The sequence below is a fragment of the Wolbachia endosymbiont (group A) of Oxytorus armatus genome, from assembly GCF_964027005.1.
GTDB classification, from domain to species: Bacteria; Pseudomonadota; Alphaproteobacteria; order Rickettsiales; family Anaplasmataceae; genus Wolbachia; species Wolbachia pipientis.
The window spans coordinates 355,927-372,982 of sequence record NZ_OZ034719.1; the positions used below are offsets into that span (position 1 = coordinate 355,927).

13 protein-coding genes, 1 tRNA gene and 1 pseudogene are annotated in these 17,056 nt (G+C 34.5%); 4 read left to right on the plus strand and 11 right to left on the minus strand.

Features of this window, described 5'->3' with window-relative positions:
- Window positions 1–283: 283 nt before the first annotated feature.
- Both gatB and AAGD79_RS01820 read left to right on the plus strand, forming a co-directional pair.
- On the plus strand, window positions 284–1,708 hold the full coding sequence (gene gatB, locus AAGD79_RS01815) for an Asp-tRNA(Asn)/Glu-tRNA(Gln) amidotransferase subunit GatB (RefSeq protein ID WP_341811498.1): 1,425 nt from the start codon (window positions 284–286) through the stop codon (window positions 1,706–1,708).
- Window positions 1,709–1,840: 132 nt separating this feature from the next.
- Window positions 1,841–4,702 (plus strand): ankyrin repeat domain-containing protein, encoded by a 2,862-nt coding sequence (locus AAGD79_RS01820; protein ID WP_341811499.1) that lies wholly within the window; start codon window positions 1,841–1,843, stop codon window positions 4,700–4,702.
- Window positions 4,703–4,727: 25 nt separating this feature from the next.
- On the opposite strand, the pseudogene AAGD79_RS01825 reads toward AAGD79_RS01820, so the two are convergent.
- Window positions 4,728–5,588, minus strand: a pseudogene (locus tag AAGD79_RS01825) (IS630 family transposase).
- A gap of 49 nt (window positions 5,589–5,637) precedes the next feature.
- Between AAGD79_RS01825 and AAGD79_RS01830 the strand changes: the two are divergent.
- Entirely contained in the window at window positions 5,638–6,624 is a 987-nt protein-coding gene (locus AAGD79_RS01830; protein WP_341811500.1) for an ankyrin repeat domain-containing protein, read from the plus strand.
- A gap of 32 nt (window positions 6,625–6,656) precedes the next feature.
- On the opposite strand, the gene AAGD79_RS01835 is transcribed toward AAGD79_RS01830, so the two are convergent.
- From AAGD79_RS01835 to AAGD79_RS01860, 6 genes are all read right to left on the minus strand, one after another.
- Window positions 6,657–7,076, minus strand: coding sequence for a DedA family protein (locus AAGD79_RS01835; protein WP_341811501.1), 420 nt, complete (start codon window positions 7,074–7,076; stop codon window positions 6,657–6,659).
- Window positions 7,077–7,082: 6 nt separating this feature from the next.
- Window positions 7,083–8,456 carry a cysteine--tRNA ligase gene (gene cysS, locus AAGD79_RS01840; protein ID WP_341811502.1) on the minus strand — a complete coding sequence of 458 codons (1,374 nt, stop codon included), beginning with the start codon at window positions 8,454–8,456 and terminating at the stop codon, window positions 7,083–7,085.
- Entirely contained in the window at window positions 8,449–9,105 is a 657-nt protein-coding gene (locus tag AAGD79_RS01845) for an exopolysaccharide biosynthesis protein (protein WP_007549323.1), read from the minus strand. Before AAGD79_RS01845 ends, cysS begins: the two co-directional genes overlap by 8 nt.
- 90 nt (window positions 9,106–9,195) lie before the next feature.
- Complete coding sequence (locus tag AAGD79_RS01850; RefSeq protein WP_341811503.1) at window positions 9,196–9,852, minus strand: exopolysaccharide biosynthesis protein; 657 nt, start codon at window positions 9,850–9,852, stop codon at window positions 9,196–9,198.
- A gap of 166 nt (window positions 9,853–10,018) precedes the next feature.
- Window positions 10,019–10,186 (minus strand): twin-arginine translocase TatA/TatE family subunit, encoded by a 168-nt coding sequence (locus tag AAGD79_RS01855; protein WP_006013840.1) that lies wholly within the window; start codon window positions 10,184–10,186, stop codon window positions 10,019–10,021.
- A 128-nt stretch (window positions 10,187–10,314) separates the two neighbouring features.
- Window positions 10,315–11,088: an ABC transporter ATP-binding protein gene (locus AAGD79_RS01860; protein WP_006280146.1), complete on the minus strand. Its 774-nt coding sequence runs from the start codon at window positions 11,086–11,088 to the stop codon at window positions 10,315–10,317.
- 147 nt (window positions 11,089–11,235) lie between these two features.
- Between AAGD79_RS01860 and AAGD79_RS01865 the strand changes: the two genes are divergently transcribed.
- Window positions 11,236–11,312, plus strand: a tRNA-Arg gene (locus tag AAGD79_RS01865).
- Window positions 11,313–11,406: 94 nt separating this feature from the next.
- On the opposite strand, the gene uvrC is transcribed toward AAGD79_RS01865, so the two are convergent.
- From uvrC to AAGD79_RS01885, 4 genes are read right to left on the minus strand one after another with little or no spacing between them, the layout of a single operon-like run.
- On the minus strand, window positions 11,407–13,224 hold the full coding sequence (uvrC, locus tag AAGD79_RS01870) for an excinuclease ABC subunit UvrC (protein ID WP_341811504.1): 1,818 nt from the start codon (window positions 13,222–13,224) through the stop codon (window positions 11,407–11,409).
- Window positions 13,208–15,325, minus strand: coding sequence for a glycine--tRNA ligase subunit beta (glyS, locus tag AAGD79_RS01875; protein ID WP_341811505.1), 2,118 nt, complete (start codon window positions 15,323–15,325; stop codon window positions 13,208–13,210). The genes uvrC and glyS overlap by 17 nt, the downstream gene beginning before the upstream one ends.
- A 3-nt stretch (window positions 15,326–15,328) precedes the next feature.
- Window positions 15,329–16,168, minus strand: coding sequence for a glycine--tRNA ligase subunit alpha (locus AAGD79_RS01880; RefSeq protein ID WP_341811506.1), 840 nt, complete (start codon window positions 16,166–16,168; stop codon window positions 15,329–15,331).
- Between the two features lie 44 nt (window positions 16,169–16,212).
- On the minus strand, window positions 16,213–16,971 hold the full coding sequence (locus tag AAGD79_RS01885; RefSeq protein WP_213863111.1) for a phosphatidylglycerophosphatase: 759 nt from the start codon (window positions 16,969–16,971) through the stop codon (window positions 16,213–16,215).
- Between the last annotated feature and the right edge of the window lie 85 nt (window positions 16,972–17,056).

Below are 17,056 nucleotides of genomic sequence, written 5' to 3' on the forward strand. Positions count from 1 at the left end.
ACCTAAAAATTTTTAAAGACATGCGATGCACGTAGTGCGAAAAATTAAACATGAGACGCCAAATACCCTAAGTTTTTTGTCATTAACCTGCACAGATTGCGAAGATAAATAAATAGCTTCAGTTTCATAATAAGGGAGCTGGTGGAGTTTGTCAAGTAATCTTTTGCATTTAACCCGTTTCTATGGGTAAAACAATCTGCATACCACTTAGCTAACATGAGTTTTGTTTTGACTTTTTGTGCTAATTTTGCAGAATATTAAGATTATCATTTAAATAAAATACATGACGAAAGAGGATTGGGAAGCGGTAATTGGGCTTGAGGTACACGCTCAAGTTTCTTCTAATACGAAGCTATTTTCTAGCTCATCAACGGAATTTGGTGCTGAGCATAACACTCAAGTTTCTCTAGTTGATGCGGCAATGCCAGGTACGCTGCCAATACTAAATTATTACTGCATAGAGCAAGCAATACGCACTGGTCTTGCACTTTCTGCAGAAATTAATAAGTATTCTTACTTTGATCGGAAAAATTATTTTTATCCTGATTTACCACAAGGTTACCAGATAACTCAGTTTTTTGAGCCAATAGTTAAAAACGGTAGAGTATTTATCAACGACAATGAAAAAGAAATAAGAATTGCGAGAATTCATTTAGAGCAAGATGCAGGAAAGAGCGTTCATGAGGAAAGCAAAACTTATGTAGATTTAAATCGTGCAGGGGTTGCTTTAATGGAAATTGTTTCAGAACCAGATCTCCGTTCATCTGCGGAAGCTGCAGAATGCATGAAAAAATTGAGGCAGATTTTGCGTTACATTGGTTCGTGTGATGGTGATATGGAAAAGGGATCACTTCGTTGTGATGCAAATGTTTCTGTTCGCCTAAAAGGCAGTAGTACATTTGGCACTCGTTGTGAAATAAAAAATCTGAACTCGATACGTTATATTGTGCAAGCTATAGACTATGAAATACAAAGACAAATTGAAATTTTAGAAAGTGGAGAAGAAATAAGTCAAGATACCTTATTATTTGATGTTGCTTTGGGAAAAACAAAAGTGATGAGAAGCAAAGAGGATGCAAGCGACTATAGATACTTCCCTGAGCCTGATTTATTACCTGTTGAGGTAATCCAGGATAAAATCGATTCTATTAAATCATCTTTACCCGAGTTACCAGATCAAAAAAAGCTGCGATACATTGAGGAATTGGGTATCAACGAATACGATGCAAACGTCATTACCTCCGATAAAGCAATTGCTAATTATTTTGAGGAATTGATAAAAAAACATGATTCAAAGCTCGCCGTTACCTGGTTAACCGTAGAGCTTTTTGGTCGTTTGAATAAAGCAGGTATTGATATTGTGAGCTCCCCAATCAAAGCCAATGCCCTGTCCGAGCTCTTAGATTTTATCGTTGATGGAACAATCTCTGCTAAACTTGGCAAACAAGTGTTCGATAGTATGTTTGAAACTGGCAAACCTGCATCTCTCATCATAGAAGAGCAGGACCTAAAGCAAATAACCGATAGAGGTCAAATATCAGAAGTTATCGACACAATCATCAATAGCAACCAAGATAAAGTTCAAGAATACAAAAGCGGTAAAACAAAATTATATGGTTTCTTTGTTGGTGAAGTCATGAAATTCACCAAGGGAAAAGCCAGCCCTGATGTTGTGAATTCAATTTTGAGTGAGAGATTAAGTAATTAGTCACATTTTTTTATTTACATAACAGCACATCTCGTAGATATTCCAAGGTCTTTGTTACGATATCTGTATATCATGACATATAACTTTTTTACCATTTGTTGGTACTATTTTTAAAATTATGTGAGGTTGAGGATGCCTGAAACTTATCCTGCTTGGGGAAGAAAGCGGTCTCTTCATGGTGATATCTACCAACTAAAGTGGGTAATGCTGCTTCTCAAACGTGCAGTAGATGTTGGATATTCTTTCCGTTTAGCTACAGAAATGGAATCAGCTACGGGTTTTGATGATATTGTTTTTCAGGATAGGAAAAATGAAAAAATAGTACATAGGTTTATACAAAACAAACACAAGCAAAATGAATGCGAAAAAATCGGTGTAGGTAAATTGCTTTCAAAAAATAAAAGTGGTGAATTTAGCGTTCCAAAATATTTTGTTTCCTATCTAAAGATTAAAATTAATCCAGATTTTGCAGATGGTGACCTAAAGGACTTTACTATCTGTACTAATATCGGTTTCGATCTAGCTCAAAGTACAACACAAAATACAATAAAAAAGTTGAAAGCAAAAACTTCGGGACCAAACAAGGGAATAGAAATTGCAGTTGAAGTAATAAGCACTAGTGATATTTTTTTTAAATACGGCGGTACGAGATACAAGTTCTCTTGTACTCACGATAACATGATTTCAATAGTGCAACCGGCATTTAAGAGTGCTGTAAAAGAAGCAATAGAAGAATTGGAAAAGGAGATAAAAGAACTTCAAGGTAAATCAGATCAAAACTCAAAAAGAAAATTGGAAAGAAATCAGGTATGGCAACGTGAGTTTGAGCGAATGACAAATGAAGGCAAGTTAGAAGAGAATATAAGGGAATTTTTTGATAAATTAGTATTTGCAGTAAATCAACCTAACGAGATAAAACTAGCGGAAATCATTGAGAATGAGTTAGGCAAAGAATTTAATAATATCGATAAAAAGAACGTTTATGGTCGCTTTCTGGTAGAAGTTCTGGATTGGATGAAAGCAAGAGAGGGAAAGTTTCTATCACATGAAGAAATAAATGAGTTTTTTGAAAAAATAAGAGAGGAAATTTTAGGAGCGATTTGGTTTGATGTCAGAGGTCCAGTCAGACTATTTACAGGAAGAGATGAGGAATTGGGAATGCTACATGATTCGCTACGACGCAATCCCAAAGGTGCTGTAATTTCATACATAACGTCTATTAGTGGTCCTGGGGGGATGGGAAAAAGCCAGTTGGCTAGAAAACATGCTTGTAAATATAGAAGATATTATGACGGCAATGTTATATGGATAGACGCTGAAAACTTTGAAACTATGAAAGATTCTTTCTTGAGATTAGCTAGAGATAATAGACTAGGTATTTCTCCCAAAGATAAGTACGGAAACGACAAAACGATAGAAACTATTGTTAGAGAAGTATTTGCTTTCTTTGCAAGAAGGAGGAGCCTGTTCATTTTCGATAACGTTCAAGAGTACAAAAAGATAAGTAAATTTTTGCCATTTTCTTTATCTCCTGATCTTAACAAGCCTCATATTTTGATTACTTCACATGATCAAGAACTGGAGAAGGGGATAGATGTTATAGTACTAGAGGGATTGGAACTAAAAGACGCTATAGAATTTGTTAAAAAAGGATTTAATATACCAAAAAAAGATAAATCGCAAGATTGGGAGATAGAAAATTTGGTAAGAAGGTTGCAATGCTTTCCTTTAGCTATACAACAAGCAGTATCATATATCGAAGACCAGAAAATAACAGAGAAGTTCGAAATTAGTGATTATCTAAAAGAGTATGAAAAGAAAGCTAAGAAGTTACTTAAGTCTAAAATATTTCAAGGAATTGATAATGACTATACTAAAACAACTTTTACAGCTTGGGAAGTTACGATGGATAAAGTAAGAAGTGATGAACAATATGGACCATTAGCTTCAGAGATTTTAGATGTTTTGGCTTATTTTGCACCTGATAAAATCGCTAGAGAAATATTCTTAAATTTGGTAAGTGATTATAAGAAAAAGCAGTTAAAGCTAGCCATCCGTTTACTTGTGAGATATTCCATGGTGGGCGATGAACAAAACCAAAGTGTATTAAATGTCCATAGGTTAGTACAGAAAGTAACAAGATTAAAATTACAAGAGAACCGACAAGAAGAGAAAACCCTCAGAAAAGCTCTAGAATTGATAAATAGTGGTAATGCGGCGCAAAACAGTGCAAGTCATGCTACATCTATTTGGAGATATGTAAGTAAACAAGGTAAGTTAATTGGTGACTTTTATTTTAATTCCACTTACGGCGAATACAGTAGTACACCATTACATTTACTTACGGGAAATGGTAATTATAAAGCAATTAAGGCCATATTAACGCATATGGAAGAAAAATATTCAGACAAATTTAGAGGGGTTGTTAATGCTAAATGTGAGTATAGCGTTACTCCATTACATTTAGCTGCTGGAAGTGGATGGTTGAACATAGTGGAATACCTGATCGATAAAGGTGCTAATGTTGATACTAGGGACTATTATTATCAGACACCATTATACTGGGCTGTTAGGTATGGAAAATTAGACATAGTAAAGTATTTTATAGGTAAGGGTGCTAATTTTGACACTGAAGATTGGTTTTGCTGGCCTCCGTTGTACTGGGCTGTTGAGAGCGAAAATTTTGATATAGCAAAATATATTATGAAAGAAAAAGGTATTGATGTTAGTACTAGGGACAGCAATGGCAAAACTATGTTTCATGAGATTGTTAGGTTTGCAAAACTAGAGGCGGTAAAGTACCTTGTTGGTAAAGGAATTGATATTAATATTAAAGACAGATATGGTGATACTCCACTACATTGGGTTGTTACCAGGGGAGAGATTGATGTGGTAAGGTATTTTGTAAGACGAGGTGCTGACGTTAATGCTAAAGGTAATAATGATCTAACACCATTGCACTGGGCAGTTCTGTACGCGAACTTGAAGGTATAGCATTTCTCATAATAGTCCGAACAGGTCATAGGAAGGCAGAATCAACAGCACGACGAAAGGATTCGAATAGAGGAATGTTTTTCCTGGCTCTGTTTTTTATAGCAAACCAATGATGCTCAATTTTGTTGAAATCTGGAGAATAAGGCGGCAGATACAAAATTTCTGCACCAACCCCTTTAGCAAGCTCGATAATCTTATCAGACTTATGAAAAGTAGCATTGTCAAGAATGACAGTCTGTCCAGGTTCCAAGATCGGTGTCAAAAATTGCTCAAACCATCCATTAAAAACATCCATATTACAGTGGCCTTCAAAGGTTAACGGAACAACTATCTTTCTTCCACTTAAGGCTGCAACCATACTGATTCGTTGAGTTTTCTTTCCAGATTTTAAGGCATAAAACCGCTGTCCTTTCTGGCAATATCCGTAGGGGGTAGTCTTCGGTGTTATCAATGCCAGACTCATCTATATACACTAAGTTTTTAGGTTCTTTTGTCGCTATAATTTTCAAAAATTCAGCACGTTTTTCTTCGTTTCTTTCCTTGTATCCATATGTCTTTTTTTGCGCGTAAATCCAATTTTTTTAAGGGCTCGATAGATCGTTTGGATACTAACGTTGTTCCAAAGTTTAGCCATTTCCGATAGAGTCTTTCCTCCGTGTTCTCTGGCAAATTTGGCAAAGGTATCCCAGTCGGTGATTTTGTGATTGTAACCCCCATTTCCAAGTTTTTTTGATTGAAAGTCTCCTGTTTCTTTTCTTCTTTGCTGCCACTCCCATAAAGTAGTTCGTCCAATCTTAAATCTTGCTGCCACTGTTTCTCTGCTTTCTCCTTCGTCTAGCGCTTCCATTGCTTTTTTTCTTAAATCATAACTATATGCTGCTGGCATTCAACCTCCTTATCATCATCTACCCTTATCCTATCACATCCGGACTTTTATGGAAAGAGCTATAGTAAGATGTCCTGTTGAAGGTGGTAGTGATATTGATGCCAAAGGTAAACATGGCTGGACACCATTACACTTGATTGCCAAGAATAACCGTCTATTATGGGGAGATGATTTGAATGGAATGTTGGAAACAACAAAATACCTCATTCAAGAAAATGCTGGCGTTAATGCCAAGGATAAGTATAGCAACACTCCACTCCATTTTGCTGCTATGAAGGGAAAGGTTAATATGGTAAAAATACTGCTAAAATATAACGCTGATATTAATGTTAAGAACAGAGATAATGAAACTCCGTTGCACTATGCTGCTAGAAGTGGAAACTTAAAAGTAGTGGAATATCTTGTTAGAAAGGATACTTGTTTTAGTATCAAGACTAAAATTGGTAATACTTTATTACACTTTGCTGTTAAAAGTGGAAAACTAAAAGTAGTAAAATATTTTATAGAAAGAGGTATTGATGTTGATGTTAAAAACAGGTGCAATGAAACTCCATTACATCATGCTGCAAGAAATCGAGACTTAGAAATAATGAAATATCTTATTGAAAAAGGTGCTCAAGTCAATGCTAAGGGTAAAAATGACGAAACACCGTTACACCTCGCTATCCATATGGCTACCTTTAGTGAGGACTTAAGTATAGTGAAATATCTAATCAACAAAGGTGCTGATGTTAATGTTAAAAACGGAAATAATGAAACTCCATTATACATCGCTGTTGGAGATGGAAACTTAGAAACAATAAAATATCTTATTGAAAGAGGTGCTGATGTTAACGCTAAGGATAAAGACGGCAACACACCACTACACCTCGCTGCTATGAAGAGAAAGATTGATGTAGTTAAGATACTATTAGAGTACAACGCAGACGTTAACACTAAAAATAATGAAGGAAGAACAGCATTACATTATGCCACTGATTTCAATCATAGGGACCTTGTGGAGTTACTTTTAGCTCATGGTGCATCCATCCTATGACTTGGGCTTTAATAGCTGCAGTACTATAGCTGTTATACTCCAAAAGTAAGTATTAGATATAACAAATAGAAGAAATTAGATAGAATGATTAAAGGGGCAAGGATATAAAGGTTTAATTTAAAATAACCTGATAAAATTTGAATCACACTTCCAAGTGCTGGCACCCATGAAAGTAATAAAGTTGCAAAAATTAGCAAGTTTTTTGTGGCTTTTGGCTTTGTATATTCGTTTTCTAGTTTGTGATATGATTTTCGTATAGAGATTGTTATTTTACCTAAGTACCAATTAACTATTCCACCAAGACTTGATCCTAGTACTCCAAAAAATAACATCAGTAGTGGAGTGTGATACGACCTGAAATAAAGCATGGTATTGAACACAAAACCTTGATGTATGGGTAAGACTAATGATGATACTAGACTATCTGTGAATAACAGGAAGTAGTTTTCCATATGAATTTACCAGGTTGTTGTACCATCTTCATTGTCAGAAATTGTAACCCCTATTTGTTTCAACTGGTCCCTTATTTTGTCTGCAGTATTATAATCTTTATTTTGTTTTGCTGCTCTTCTTAAATCTATCAATCTTTCTATTTCTTGATGACTCACACCAGCAGTAAACCACTCTTGATAACTTGACTCAAGAAGACCAATAAATCTGGCACTCTTAACAAAACTCTCAGTTAATTTAAGCTTTTCACTTTCATTACTCATTTTGTTAATTTTTGCAGCCATTTCATGTAATATAGCTAGAGCTTCAGGGATGTTTAAGTCGTTTTTTAAAGCGTCTATAAAATCTTTAGAAATCTCTGCGTTACTTTCATCAATATTCGTTATATCTAAACCACGTAATAACCGATAAAATTTGTTTAAGGTTTCCTGTGCATCAGAAATAACGTTTTCTGTCCAATCAAGTGGTTTTCTGTAGTGAGTTTTGAGCAGTGCATAGCGTATTACTTCACCCTTTATTCCACTATCTAGCAAATCTCTTACTTTGACTATATTAAATAAGGACTTGCTCATTTTTTCTTCATTTACTGTAAGAAAGCCGTTATGTATCCAGTATTTTGCAAACATTGATCCAGCAAATGCGGACTTACTCTGTGCAATTTCATTTTCATGGTGAGGAAATTGTAAATCTATGCCGCCACCATGAATATCAAAATCTTTGCCAAGGTAAGCATATGACATTGCTGAGCATTCTATATGCCATCCAGGCCTGCCCTCTCCCCATGGGCTATTCCAATAACTTGAAAGTTTGTAGTCAATATCATTTGCAGGCTTCCACAGCACAAAATCTCCAGGGTGCTTTTTATTTTCATTAACTTCAACTCTGCTACCTGGAACCAATTCATCAGTTTTTTTTCCTGATAAAGCACCATATTCATGGTAAGATTCTATATTAAAATACACGTGTTTGTCAGATTCGTAAGCATGGCCTGATTGCAGTAAATGTTCAATTAATTTTATAATATAATCTACGTTTTCCGTTGCTTTTGGCTCGTGTGTTGGCTCTTTACAATTTATGCTTTCCATATCATCATGAAAAGCTTTAATGTAATATGTGGTTATACTTTCTATGTTGCTATTTTTTTCACTTGCTGCATTAATTATCTTATCATCAATGTCGGTTATGTTACGCACATAGGTAACTTTGCCATAACAAAACTTAAGTAGCTGAAATAACACATCATACACAACAACAGACCGTGCATTGCCTATATGTGCTGTGTCATATACTGTTGGTCCGCAAACATACATTTTCACATGATCTTTATCGATTGGTGTAAAAAGTTCCTTTTTTTTTGTTAAGGTGTTGTAAAGCCTAACCATATACGAAGCTTTTGAGAAAAGAAAATGCCCCAATGATAAGTTGTGGCCCTTTGACTACTACAACAAGAGTAAGCAATAACCCACACAATGATATTAGAACTCCCAATATGGATAGAAACCCATCTTTACTCATGATACCAAGCGAAATAAGAGTTGTACCAATTGCAGGAATGAAGTTAGTAAGAGGTAGTGGAAGAGCTATTGATAACGCACAAAGCAGCATTATAAAAGCTAAAATTTTTTCACCGGGCCCATAGAAAATAAAAGACATTCTTGGTCTCATGAACTTTTCTATTTTTTTTAATGCTGGAGAAGTTTTTTCCACCACAAGAGCTAGTGTTGAACGCTGAAAAGATTTTCTTTCTAGCCAACTGGGCATCCAAGGAGAATCAAATCCAAATAAAAGCTGCAGTGAGAATAAGATTAAAGGTATAGAAAGAATAGTTGTATAACCAGGTGGAACAGGTATAGGCACCGATAGCGGCAAGGAGAAGATGATTATTAAAATACCAAAACCACGCTCATGCAAAGCTGTTTTAATGTCAAACAAAGTTACTTTATCGCTATCATTGTTATTGGTATCTGCAACTTCTTTTAGAATATCAGAAGCTAATTTATCACTTTTAGTCAACTTATCATTTTTTGACACGAAAAACCTTTGATAAAAATAATTCTTAACACAATTATTGTTTTATTTCAATATGCATTATTCATTTTGCGCTAGTAATTCGTTCTTTTATTAAAGTGTTGTAAAGCTTTTAAGAAGAGAAAGTGCTCCGGTTATAAGTTGTGGTCCTTTGACTATTACAACAAGAGTAAGCAACAACCCGCACAATGATACTAAAACTCCCAATATGGATAGAAACCCGTCTTTACTCATAATGCTAAGTGAAATAAGAGTTGTGCCAATTGCAGGAAGGAAGTGAGTAAAAGGCAATGGAAGAGCTATTATTATTGCACAAAGCAACATCATAAAAGCCAGAATCTTCTCACCAGGCCCATAGAAAATGAAAGACATTCTTGGCTTCATGAATTTTTCTATTTTTTCTAATGCAGGGGAAGTTTTTTCTACCACAAGAGCTAGTGTTGAACGCTGAAAAGATCTTCTTTCTAGCCAACTGGGCATCCAAGGAGAATCAAATCCAAATAAAAGCTGCAGTGAGAATAAGATTAAAGGTATAGAAAGAATAGTTGTATAACCAGGTGGAACAGGTATAGGCACCGATAGCGGCAAGGAGAAGATGATTATTAAAATACCAAAACCGCGCTCATGCAAAGCTGTTTTAATGTCAAACAAAGTTACTTTATTGCTATCATTGTTATTGGTATCTGCAACCTCTTTTAGAATATCAGAAGCTAGTTTTTTATCTTTAGTTAGTTTCTCACTTTTTTGCACAATTATCCTTTAATAAAATATTCCTCTTAAGCTAACATAGTTGTTGCTGTATTTCAATATTTGTTATTTATTTCATACCAACACTTCATCTCTTTCATTCTTTAACCTGACTAAGTTTTTAAACAGATGACATGCACTAAGGTGCATGTCACGAAGTATGAGGACGCTAACGATCTGGTTCATTAGACGATAATTTTTCTGAGTCCTTAAGCTCCTGTTTAAGGTTTTTGATGCCTTTTCCTAAATCACCCATAACTTGCGGTAATCTGCCTGCACCAAACAGAACTAAAATTATTATTAAGACTAGAAACAATTGCCATGGTCCTAAACTCATTTTCACCTCCATTTAAAATATTGACCTTTAAATATTAAAACTTGACTGAAGTCAAGTAACACATAGATTATATCACCTTTATTTAATTATAAATCAAGGTTTTTTAATTATTTTATAACAATCCCAAACTAGATTATTTTCTTGCAGCGAATAAGTGGAAACTTTTCGCTTAACTGTAGAGTAGAAGAGAGCTCACTAAAAAACTTTGCTAGCGTATCATCTTTAGGCTTATGGTATATATCGCTAGAAACTCCTGATTGAATAATTTTACCATTTTTCATTACGTAGATAAAATCTGCAACTTTCAATGCTTCTTGCGGGTCATGAGTTACCATTAGCACAGGGATATTTTTACTTCTGAAAAGGGACAATATATGTTGTCTTATTCGGCACTTGAGCAGTATATCTAAATTAGAAAATGGTTCATCTAACAACACAACATCAGGGTTTTGTGCCATCACTCTTGCTATTGCAACTAATTGTTGCTGTCCTCCAGATAAGGCGTTAGGGTACATATTTTCATATTTTTCTATATTGAGTAACTTCAAGATTTCCAATGCAATTAGGTGCTTTTCTCTCTTGGAAGAGCTGCGGATAGCAAAGGTTATATTTTCTACTACTGTTTTATGAGGAAATAATGCAGAATGCTGAAAAATCAATCCGATATTTCTATGCTCTATAGCGACTGATGCCTTATTACTTGCAACTAACCTATCATTTATAAAAATAGTTCCAGATTTTGGATTTTCTATTCCCGCAATTAATTTCAAAATTGTTGACTTGCCACAGCCAGAATGCCCCAATAAACATGCAACATTTCCTTTCTTTACTTTAATGTTTATATTGCTTAAAGCAAAGTCGTTTTGATTGTTATAGAAATAACCAATATTGTTAACTAGCATTAATCTTACTTAAACCATGTTATTAAATATAATAGCATTATACTCAAGAAGTACAGAAATGTTTTTTGTCGTCATAAATTGGTTATGCAAGAAATCTAGAAAAGAAAGGATTTTTTGCTATAACTTTACATGAATGGTAGGAAACACGGGACTATAGCTCAGCAGGATAGAGCGTTGGACTCCTAATCCGAAGGTCGTGCGTTCGAATCGCACTAGTCCCACCACATTAAATTTTATGGAGATTTTTTTTCACAAATACGCACACCTTTTTTTGCGGTTTTAAGATATAAATTCCCTAATAATAAAACGGGTTTTGTGTCATTCCAGTACTCCTCTCTTATAATTCACGTATTTAAGAATGACTTCTGCTAAACCTTTACTAATTCCAGGTACGTTTTGAATTTCAGCCAGAGAAGCTTTGCTTATATTTTTCACTGAACCAAAATAAGACATCAACGCTTTTTTTCTTTTGTTGCCAATGCCGGGTATTTTGCTTAATTGTGAAACTATAAACTGTTTATCGCGTTTTTTTCTATGTGAAGTTATCGCAAAACGGTGGGCTTCATTACGCAGCGATTGTAAGTAAAGCATGACTTTGCTGTCATTTGCCAGACTGAATTCTTCCCTGCCCAGCATATAAAATCTTTCATTCCCTGCGTTACGATCAGGACCTTTTGCCATACAAGCAAAAGGAACGTTTATATTCAATACTTCCAGTACATTCTGTACTATGGAAACATGTCCTGGTCCACCATCAATCAGTAAAAAATCAGGTATTATGCCTTTTATATTGCCGGAGAAACGTCTGGTTAGCACTTCCCTCATCATTTTATAGTCATCGCCTGAAAATTTTTCCTTTATAGTAAATTTTCTGTACTCACTCTTTAAAAAACCCTCCTGCCCTGCAACAATCATCACACCAATTTGCTGGCTTCCAGAAATATGGCTATTATCATAAACCTCGATACGCTTTGGAATACTTGGTAACAAGAAAACTTTGCTAAGCTCTTCAAGCTTTTCTAGGTTATTTCTATAATCGATAAGCTTCTGCTCTAAGCTATGCTGAGAGTTATCATAAACAAATTTCAATAAATCACGCTCTTTTTTATTCTTTGCATGCAGAACTTTTACTGGCTTTTGAGCAACCTTATATAGTGCTTGTTCTATAATTTCCTTATCCACAATAGAATCTGGAACGTAAATTTGTATTGGAGGTATGTTAGCTGAATTATAAAAATTGACCAAAAAGGTGGATAAAATTTCATCATTTGAGTGATCACCACAGTTCTCGGCAAAGTAAGGAGTGCTGCCGTAGTTGTCTTTATTTCTAAACGATAACACACTAATACATACTAGATCCTCTTCACGTACAATACTGAAGAAATCTGCATCTTTTTCAAAAGAAAAATCCGTGTGCTGTATTTGAATTTGCTCAAGAAACTTTACCCGATCTCTATATATAGCAGCAAGCTCATAGTTTTCTTCACTGCTGCACTTTCTCATTGTGAAAAGTAACTGTTCTTTCACTTCCTTATTTCTTCCAAGCAATGTATTTCGTGCCTGTTTTACTGATTGGCAGTAGTCGTCTTTTGTGATTTTGTTTATGCATGGTGCTGAGCAGCGCTTAATTTGATATTCAATACATGGTCTTTTTGTTGAGGAAAAGTATTGATCTGAGCATACTCTTAGGAGAAAAGCTTTTTGCAATGACAATATAGTTTGCTTAACAGCAGCGGCAGATGTAAAGGGACCATAATAATAAAACTCATTCTTCTTAAATTTGCCTCTATATTTTGCTATTCTTGGATAATCGTGCTTGGAAATTGTTATATAAGGATAAGATTTTCCATCCTTAAGCACAATATTATAAAGTGGTTTCAATGATTTTATTAGCTGTGCTTCAAGAAGCAGTGCTTCGATTTCATTCTCAGTGATGAATATTTCAACCTTAATAACCTGTAAGAGCATAACTCTAATTCGTTCAGAAAGATTTTCGAATTGAAGGTAGTCGGATAACCTTGACTTTAAGTTTTTTGCTTTTCCAACATATAAAACTTTATTCTTATCTCCGACCATCTTATACACGCCACAGGACTGTGGAGATGATTTGATTTGTTCTTTATATTGCCTGAGCATTTATCCATTGCTTAACCTGTATGAGGTTAAAATCTGCTACTAAATGAAAGATGGAAACTACATTTTCAAGCAAAGATAATCTGTTTCTTCTCAGCTTATCAGAATCACAGTTAATCTTTATACTGTCCATAAACTGATTGATAAACGGAGCAAAACCAGCAAGTTCATCAAGTGCTACATTAAAGTGGTTATTTTTTATCGCTTGTTTTATGTTTTTACAAGCAGTTATAGCACAATTTGATAGCGCAATTTCTTCACTTTCAATCAAAAACCTCTTACCGTAAGATGCACTATAAGTAGTGCCATCACTTTTCCTTGCTTTGCTCATCATGTTACTGACTCTTTTGTAAGTGCTTAGAATTTGTTCACCTTCTGGAGTACTAAGATAACGATCCAATATAACAGTTTGCTTTTCTGCTGTCAGCAGATCATTAATATCGATTTTATATAGTATTGAATCTACAACATCTTGCCTTATATCTCTATTTTTTAAAATAACCTTGAATCTTTCTAAGCAAAATCTAAATACTAGTTCTGAAATTTGTTTTCTATTCGGCTTATCAACTGACGCTGTATTTTTATTAAATAGAAGCCTTGAATATAAAGATACTGACTTGTCTATCATTAGCCTAATTGGAACATGCAAATTATTTTCAAGTATTGTCCTAATTATACCAATTGTCATTCTCCGCAAACCAAATTGATCATACGAACCAGAGATTTTCTCACCTGCTGCAATTAAACCAACTAAGCTATCCACTTTGTCTGCAATTGACACAGCAATTGCAGAAGGAGATTTAGGACACTCCTGCTCTGGCCCGATTGGCTTATAATGCTCAGTTATAGCTTCCACTATTTCTCTATCTTCTTGAAAATAAGAAGCATAATATCCACCCATTACTCCTTGTAATTCTGGAAACTCTCTTACTATCGATGTTGCCAAATCAGCTTTTGCCAAATATGCAGCACGTTCAACTTTTATCAGCGAAGCATGTGGAATAAATATAGCTATATACTTTGACAAAGCCGTAATACGCTTCACCTTTTCCCCCACGCTGCCAAGTGAAGCATGAAATAATATTGAACCTAATCTTTTGACATAATAATCTAGATTTTCCTTTTTATCTTGAGACATTAAAAATTGGGCATCAGCAAGACGTGCTTCTAATATTCTTTCGTGTCCTTTAACAACTTCACCATTGTTGACGTTGACAACAGTGACAAAGTGTGAAATTCTCTTTCCATTACTTAAAGCAAGGTATTTTTGTTGTGTATTAACTATACTAAGTATTACTTCCTTCGGTAATCCAAATGACTTTTCTTGATTCACTTCACCAAACAGTACGATTGGCCACTCTATAAGCCCTGTCAATTCATTTAGTAAATAATCATTTTTCTCAAGTTGTAAATTCTGCTCTTTTGTGAATTTATTAATCTGATCTAGTATAAATTGCTTTCTTTTGTCCATTTGGAGAATTACACTGTTTTTTTCTAGCAATTCAAAATAGTCTTTAGGTGTTTTAACAGTAAGCGCCGTACCACTTGAGAGAAATCGATGGCCATATGTTGTGTTAGATGCTGTGATCCATGCAAAAGATACAGGTATTATTTCATCATTTAAAATGCATAAAATGTTTTTAATTGGCCTAACCCACCTTTCTTTTCCTTCGCCCCATCTCATACTTTTTGGCCAAGAGAAATTTTTTAATATTTCTCCTAGTTGATTTTTAAGAAACTCTTGAATGTTAAATGAGCAGCTTTCTCTTTTAATGAAGTAAAAATCCTCATTATTTACTTTTCGAACGAGCAAATCTTCTTCATTTTTCTGATATTTTCTTAAAAAACCCTCGATAGCACTTTTTGGTGCGTTAATGTTTGGTCCCTTAACTTCGTTATTGGAATCCTTTAGCTCCAAAGCATTTATGTTGTCAACAAATAGAGTAATGCGACGTGCCGTTATAAAAACCTCCATTGATGTAAATTTTACATTATTTTTGTTAAAAACATTGGCAATACAGCTCTTAACTTGAGTTGCAGCTACATTCTGCATTCTCGGTGGTATTTCTTCTGAAAGGCACTCAAATAATAACTGCAACGACATACGCTATTTACTCATGTACAATTCACAACATTTTTTTGTTAGCTCTCTAACTTTACCAATATAAGCTGTACGTTCATTTACACCAAGCACACCTCTTGCATCAAGCAGATTAAGTAGGTGACTAGTTTTAATACATTGGTCATAGGCTGCCATTGGTAGCTCCTTTTCAATAAGGAACTTACACAATTTTTCCGTATCTTCGAATTGCTGCTGTACCACTTTAGTATCATAATAATCTAACGCTAGATAAGAAAATTCATATTCTCTTTGTTTAAAAATATCTCCGTAAGTTACACCGTTATCGTTCCAAATTATATCGTAAACATTATCTACACCTTGTATGCACATTGCTAAACGTTCCAACCCATATGCCGCCTCACCAGGAATCATCTTGCAGTCAATCCCTCCAACTTGCTGTATATAAGTAAGCTGTGTTACTTCCATTCCATTGCATGTAACTTCCCATCCAAGTCCTGATGCACCAACGCTCGGATTTTCCCAATCATCTTCAACAAACTTAATATCATATTTTTCTGTAGATATGCCAAGAACTTTTAAGCTATCTAAATAGACGTCTTGTAAATTATTACCAGATGGCTTTATTATAACTTGATATTGGTGATGTTGATACAAGCGATTAGGATTATCACTATAGCGTCCATCTGCTGGCCTAATTACTGGTTGTAGATATGCAATTTTTGTCGGTTTTGTATCAATTGCAGACATAATTGTTGCAGGATGTAATGTGCCAGCACCAACTTCAGATGTGTATGGGTGAAGTATAACACATCCTTCACTAGCCCAAAAATCTTGTAACTCTTTTATTATACTTTGTAAGTTCACACAAATTGCACACTTTTTATACTAAATATATAAATAAATAAGTACTATTCAATACCTATTTTTTTAACAGTATCATGTAAATAATCACCTAAAACTGCTGAACTTTCCCTCACATACTGAATTATGCTTTTATTTAGGACAATTGCATCATGCATAGTTAAATCGCAGAATATAAATGCTGTTAAATACAGTAAAATCACCGCATAAAATGTGTGAAAAATCCCCTCAAATGTAATTGACATTGCATTATTATAGCTGAGCTGTATTGAACTTATTGGCCATGGTTTTATCACTTCTACGACATTAAAAAATACGTAAGGTATCATAAGAAAAAAGAAAAAGTGCATAAAATCATTAAACCAAAATGGGCATTGAAACATCTGCTTACATATACTCCCATAGAGTTTACTTACAGCATAATAAATCGACATCATTGCTGGCATTGAAAGTGCTACAGTCAGTACTTGCCCTGACGCTATTTGTATTACTATTTCTTCACCACTGTTTGCTGAAGGGTCTTGAGCATGAAAAATAAATATTCCAATTAATTGCATTACTAACATAACTATTGCCAATTTTGTAAAAACAGCAGCTACGACTATTCCTGAGTCTGGCATTTTATATAGTAAGTATTCGCCTCCATATGTAAGAATTAATATAACATCGACAATAAATAATATTAAAAAAGAAGACCAATAGTTTTGCCAACTTGGTAAATATCCTATTCCTAAAAGAGAGCTTACTGTTTTAGCAGGAAAAACCTTGCCTAGCATCTTCCCCAAAAATTTAAAAAAAATCCCCATGTTCTAAGTAACACTTGGTTTATATTATTTATAATACTGTATTGTAATAGACTTATCAATAGCTTAAAACATGTATTGGAAGATT

Excerpts from the sequence above, each read along its gene's own strand:
- AAGD79_RS01855 (WP_006013840.1), bottom strand. The coding sequence starts at position 10,186 with ATGAGTTTAGGACCATGGCAATTGTTTCTAGTCTTAATAATAATTTTA.
- glyS (WP_341811505.1), bottom strand. The coding sequence starts at position 15,325 with ATGTCGTTGCAGTTATTATTTGAGTGCCTTTCAGAAGAAATACCACCG.
- cysS (WP_341811502.1), bottom strand. The coding sequence starts at position 8,456 with ATGGTTAGGCTTTACAACACCTTAACAAAAAAAAAGGAACTTTTTACA.
- AAGD79_RS01860 (WP_006280146.1), bottom strand. The coding sequence starts at position 11,088 with ATGCTAGTTAACAATATTGGTTATTTCTATAACAATCAAAACGACTTT.
- AAGD79_RS01885 (WP_213863111.1), bottom strand. The coding sequence starts at position 16,971 with ATGGGGATTTTTTTTAAATTTTTGGGGAAGATGCTAGGCAAGGTTTTT.
- AAGD79_RS01835 (WP_341811501.1), bottom strand. The coding sequence starts at position 7,076 with ATGGAAAACTACTTCCTGTTATTCACAGATAGTCTAGTATCATCATTA.
- AAGD79_RS01830 (WP_341811500.1), top strand. The coding sequence starts at position 5,638 with ATGGAAAGAGCTATAGTAAGATGTCCTGTTGAAGGTGGTAGTGATATT.
- AAGD79_RS01820 (WP_341811499.1), top strand. The coding sequence starts at position 1,841 with ATGCCTGAAACTTATCCTGCTTGGGGAAGAAAGCGGTCTCTTCATGGT.
- gatB (WP_341811498.1), top strand. The coding sequence starts at position 284 with ATGACGAAAGAGGATTGGGAAGCGGTAATTGGGCTTGAGGTACACGCT.
- uvrC (WP_341811504.1), bottom strand. The coding sequence starts at position 13,224 with ATGCTCAGGCAATATAAAGAACAAATCAAATCATCTCCACAGTCCTGT.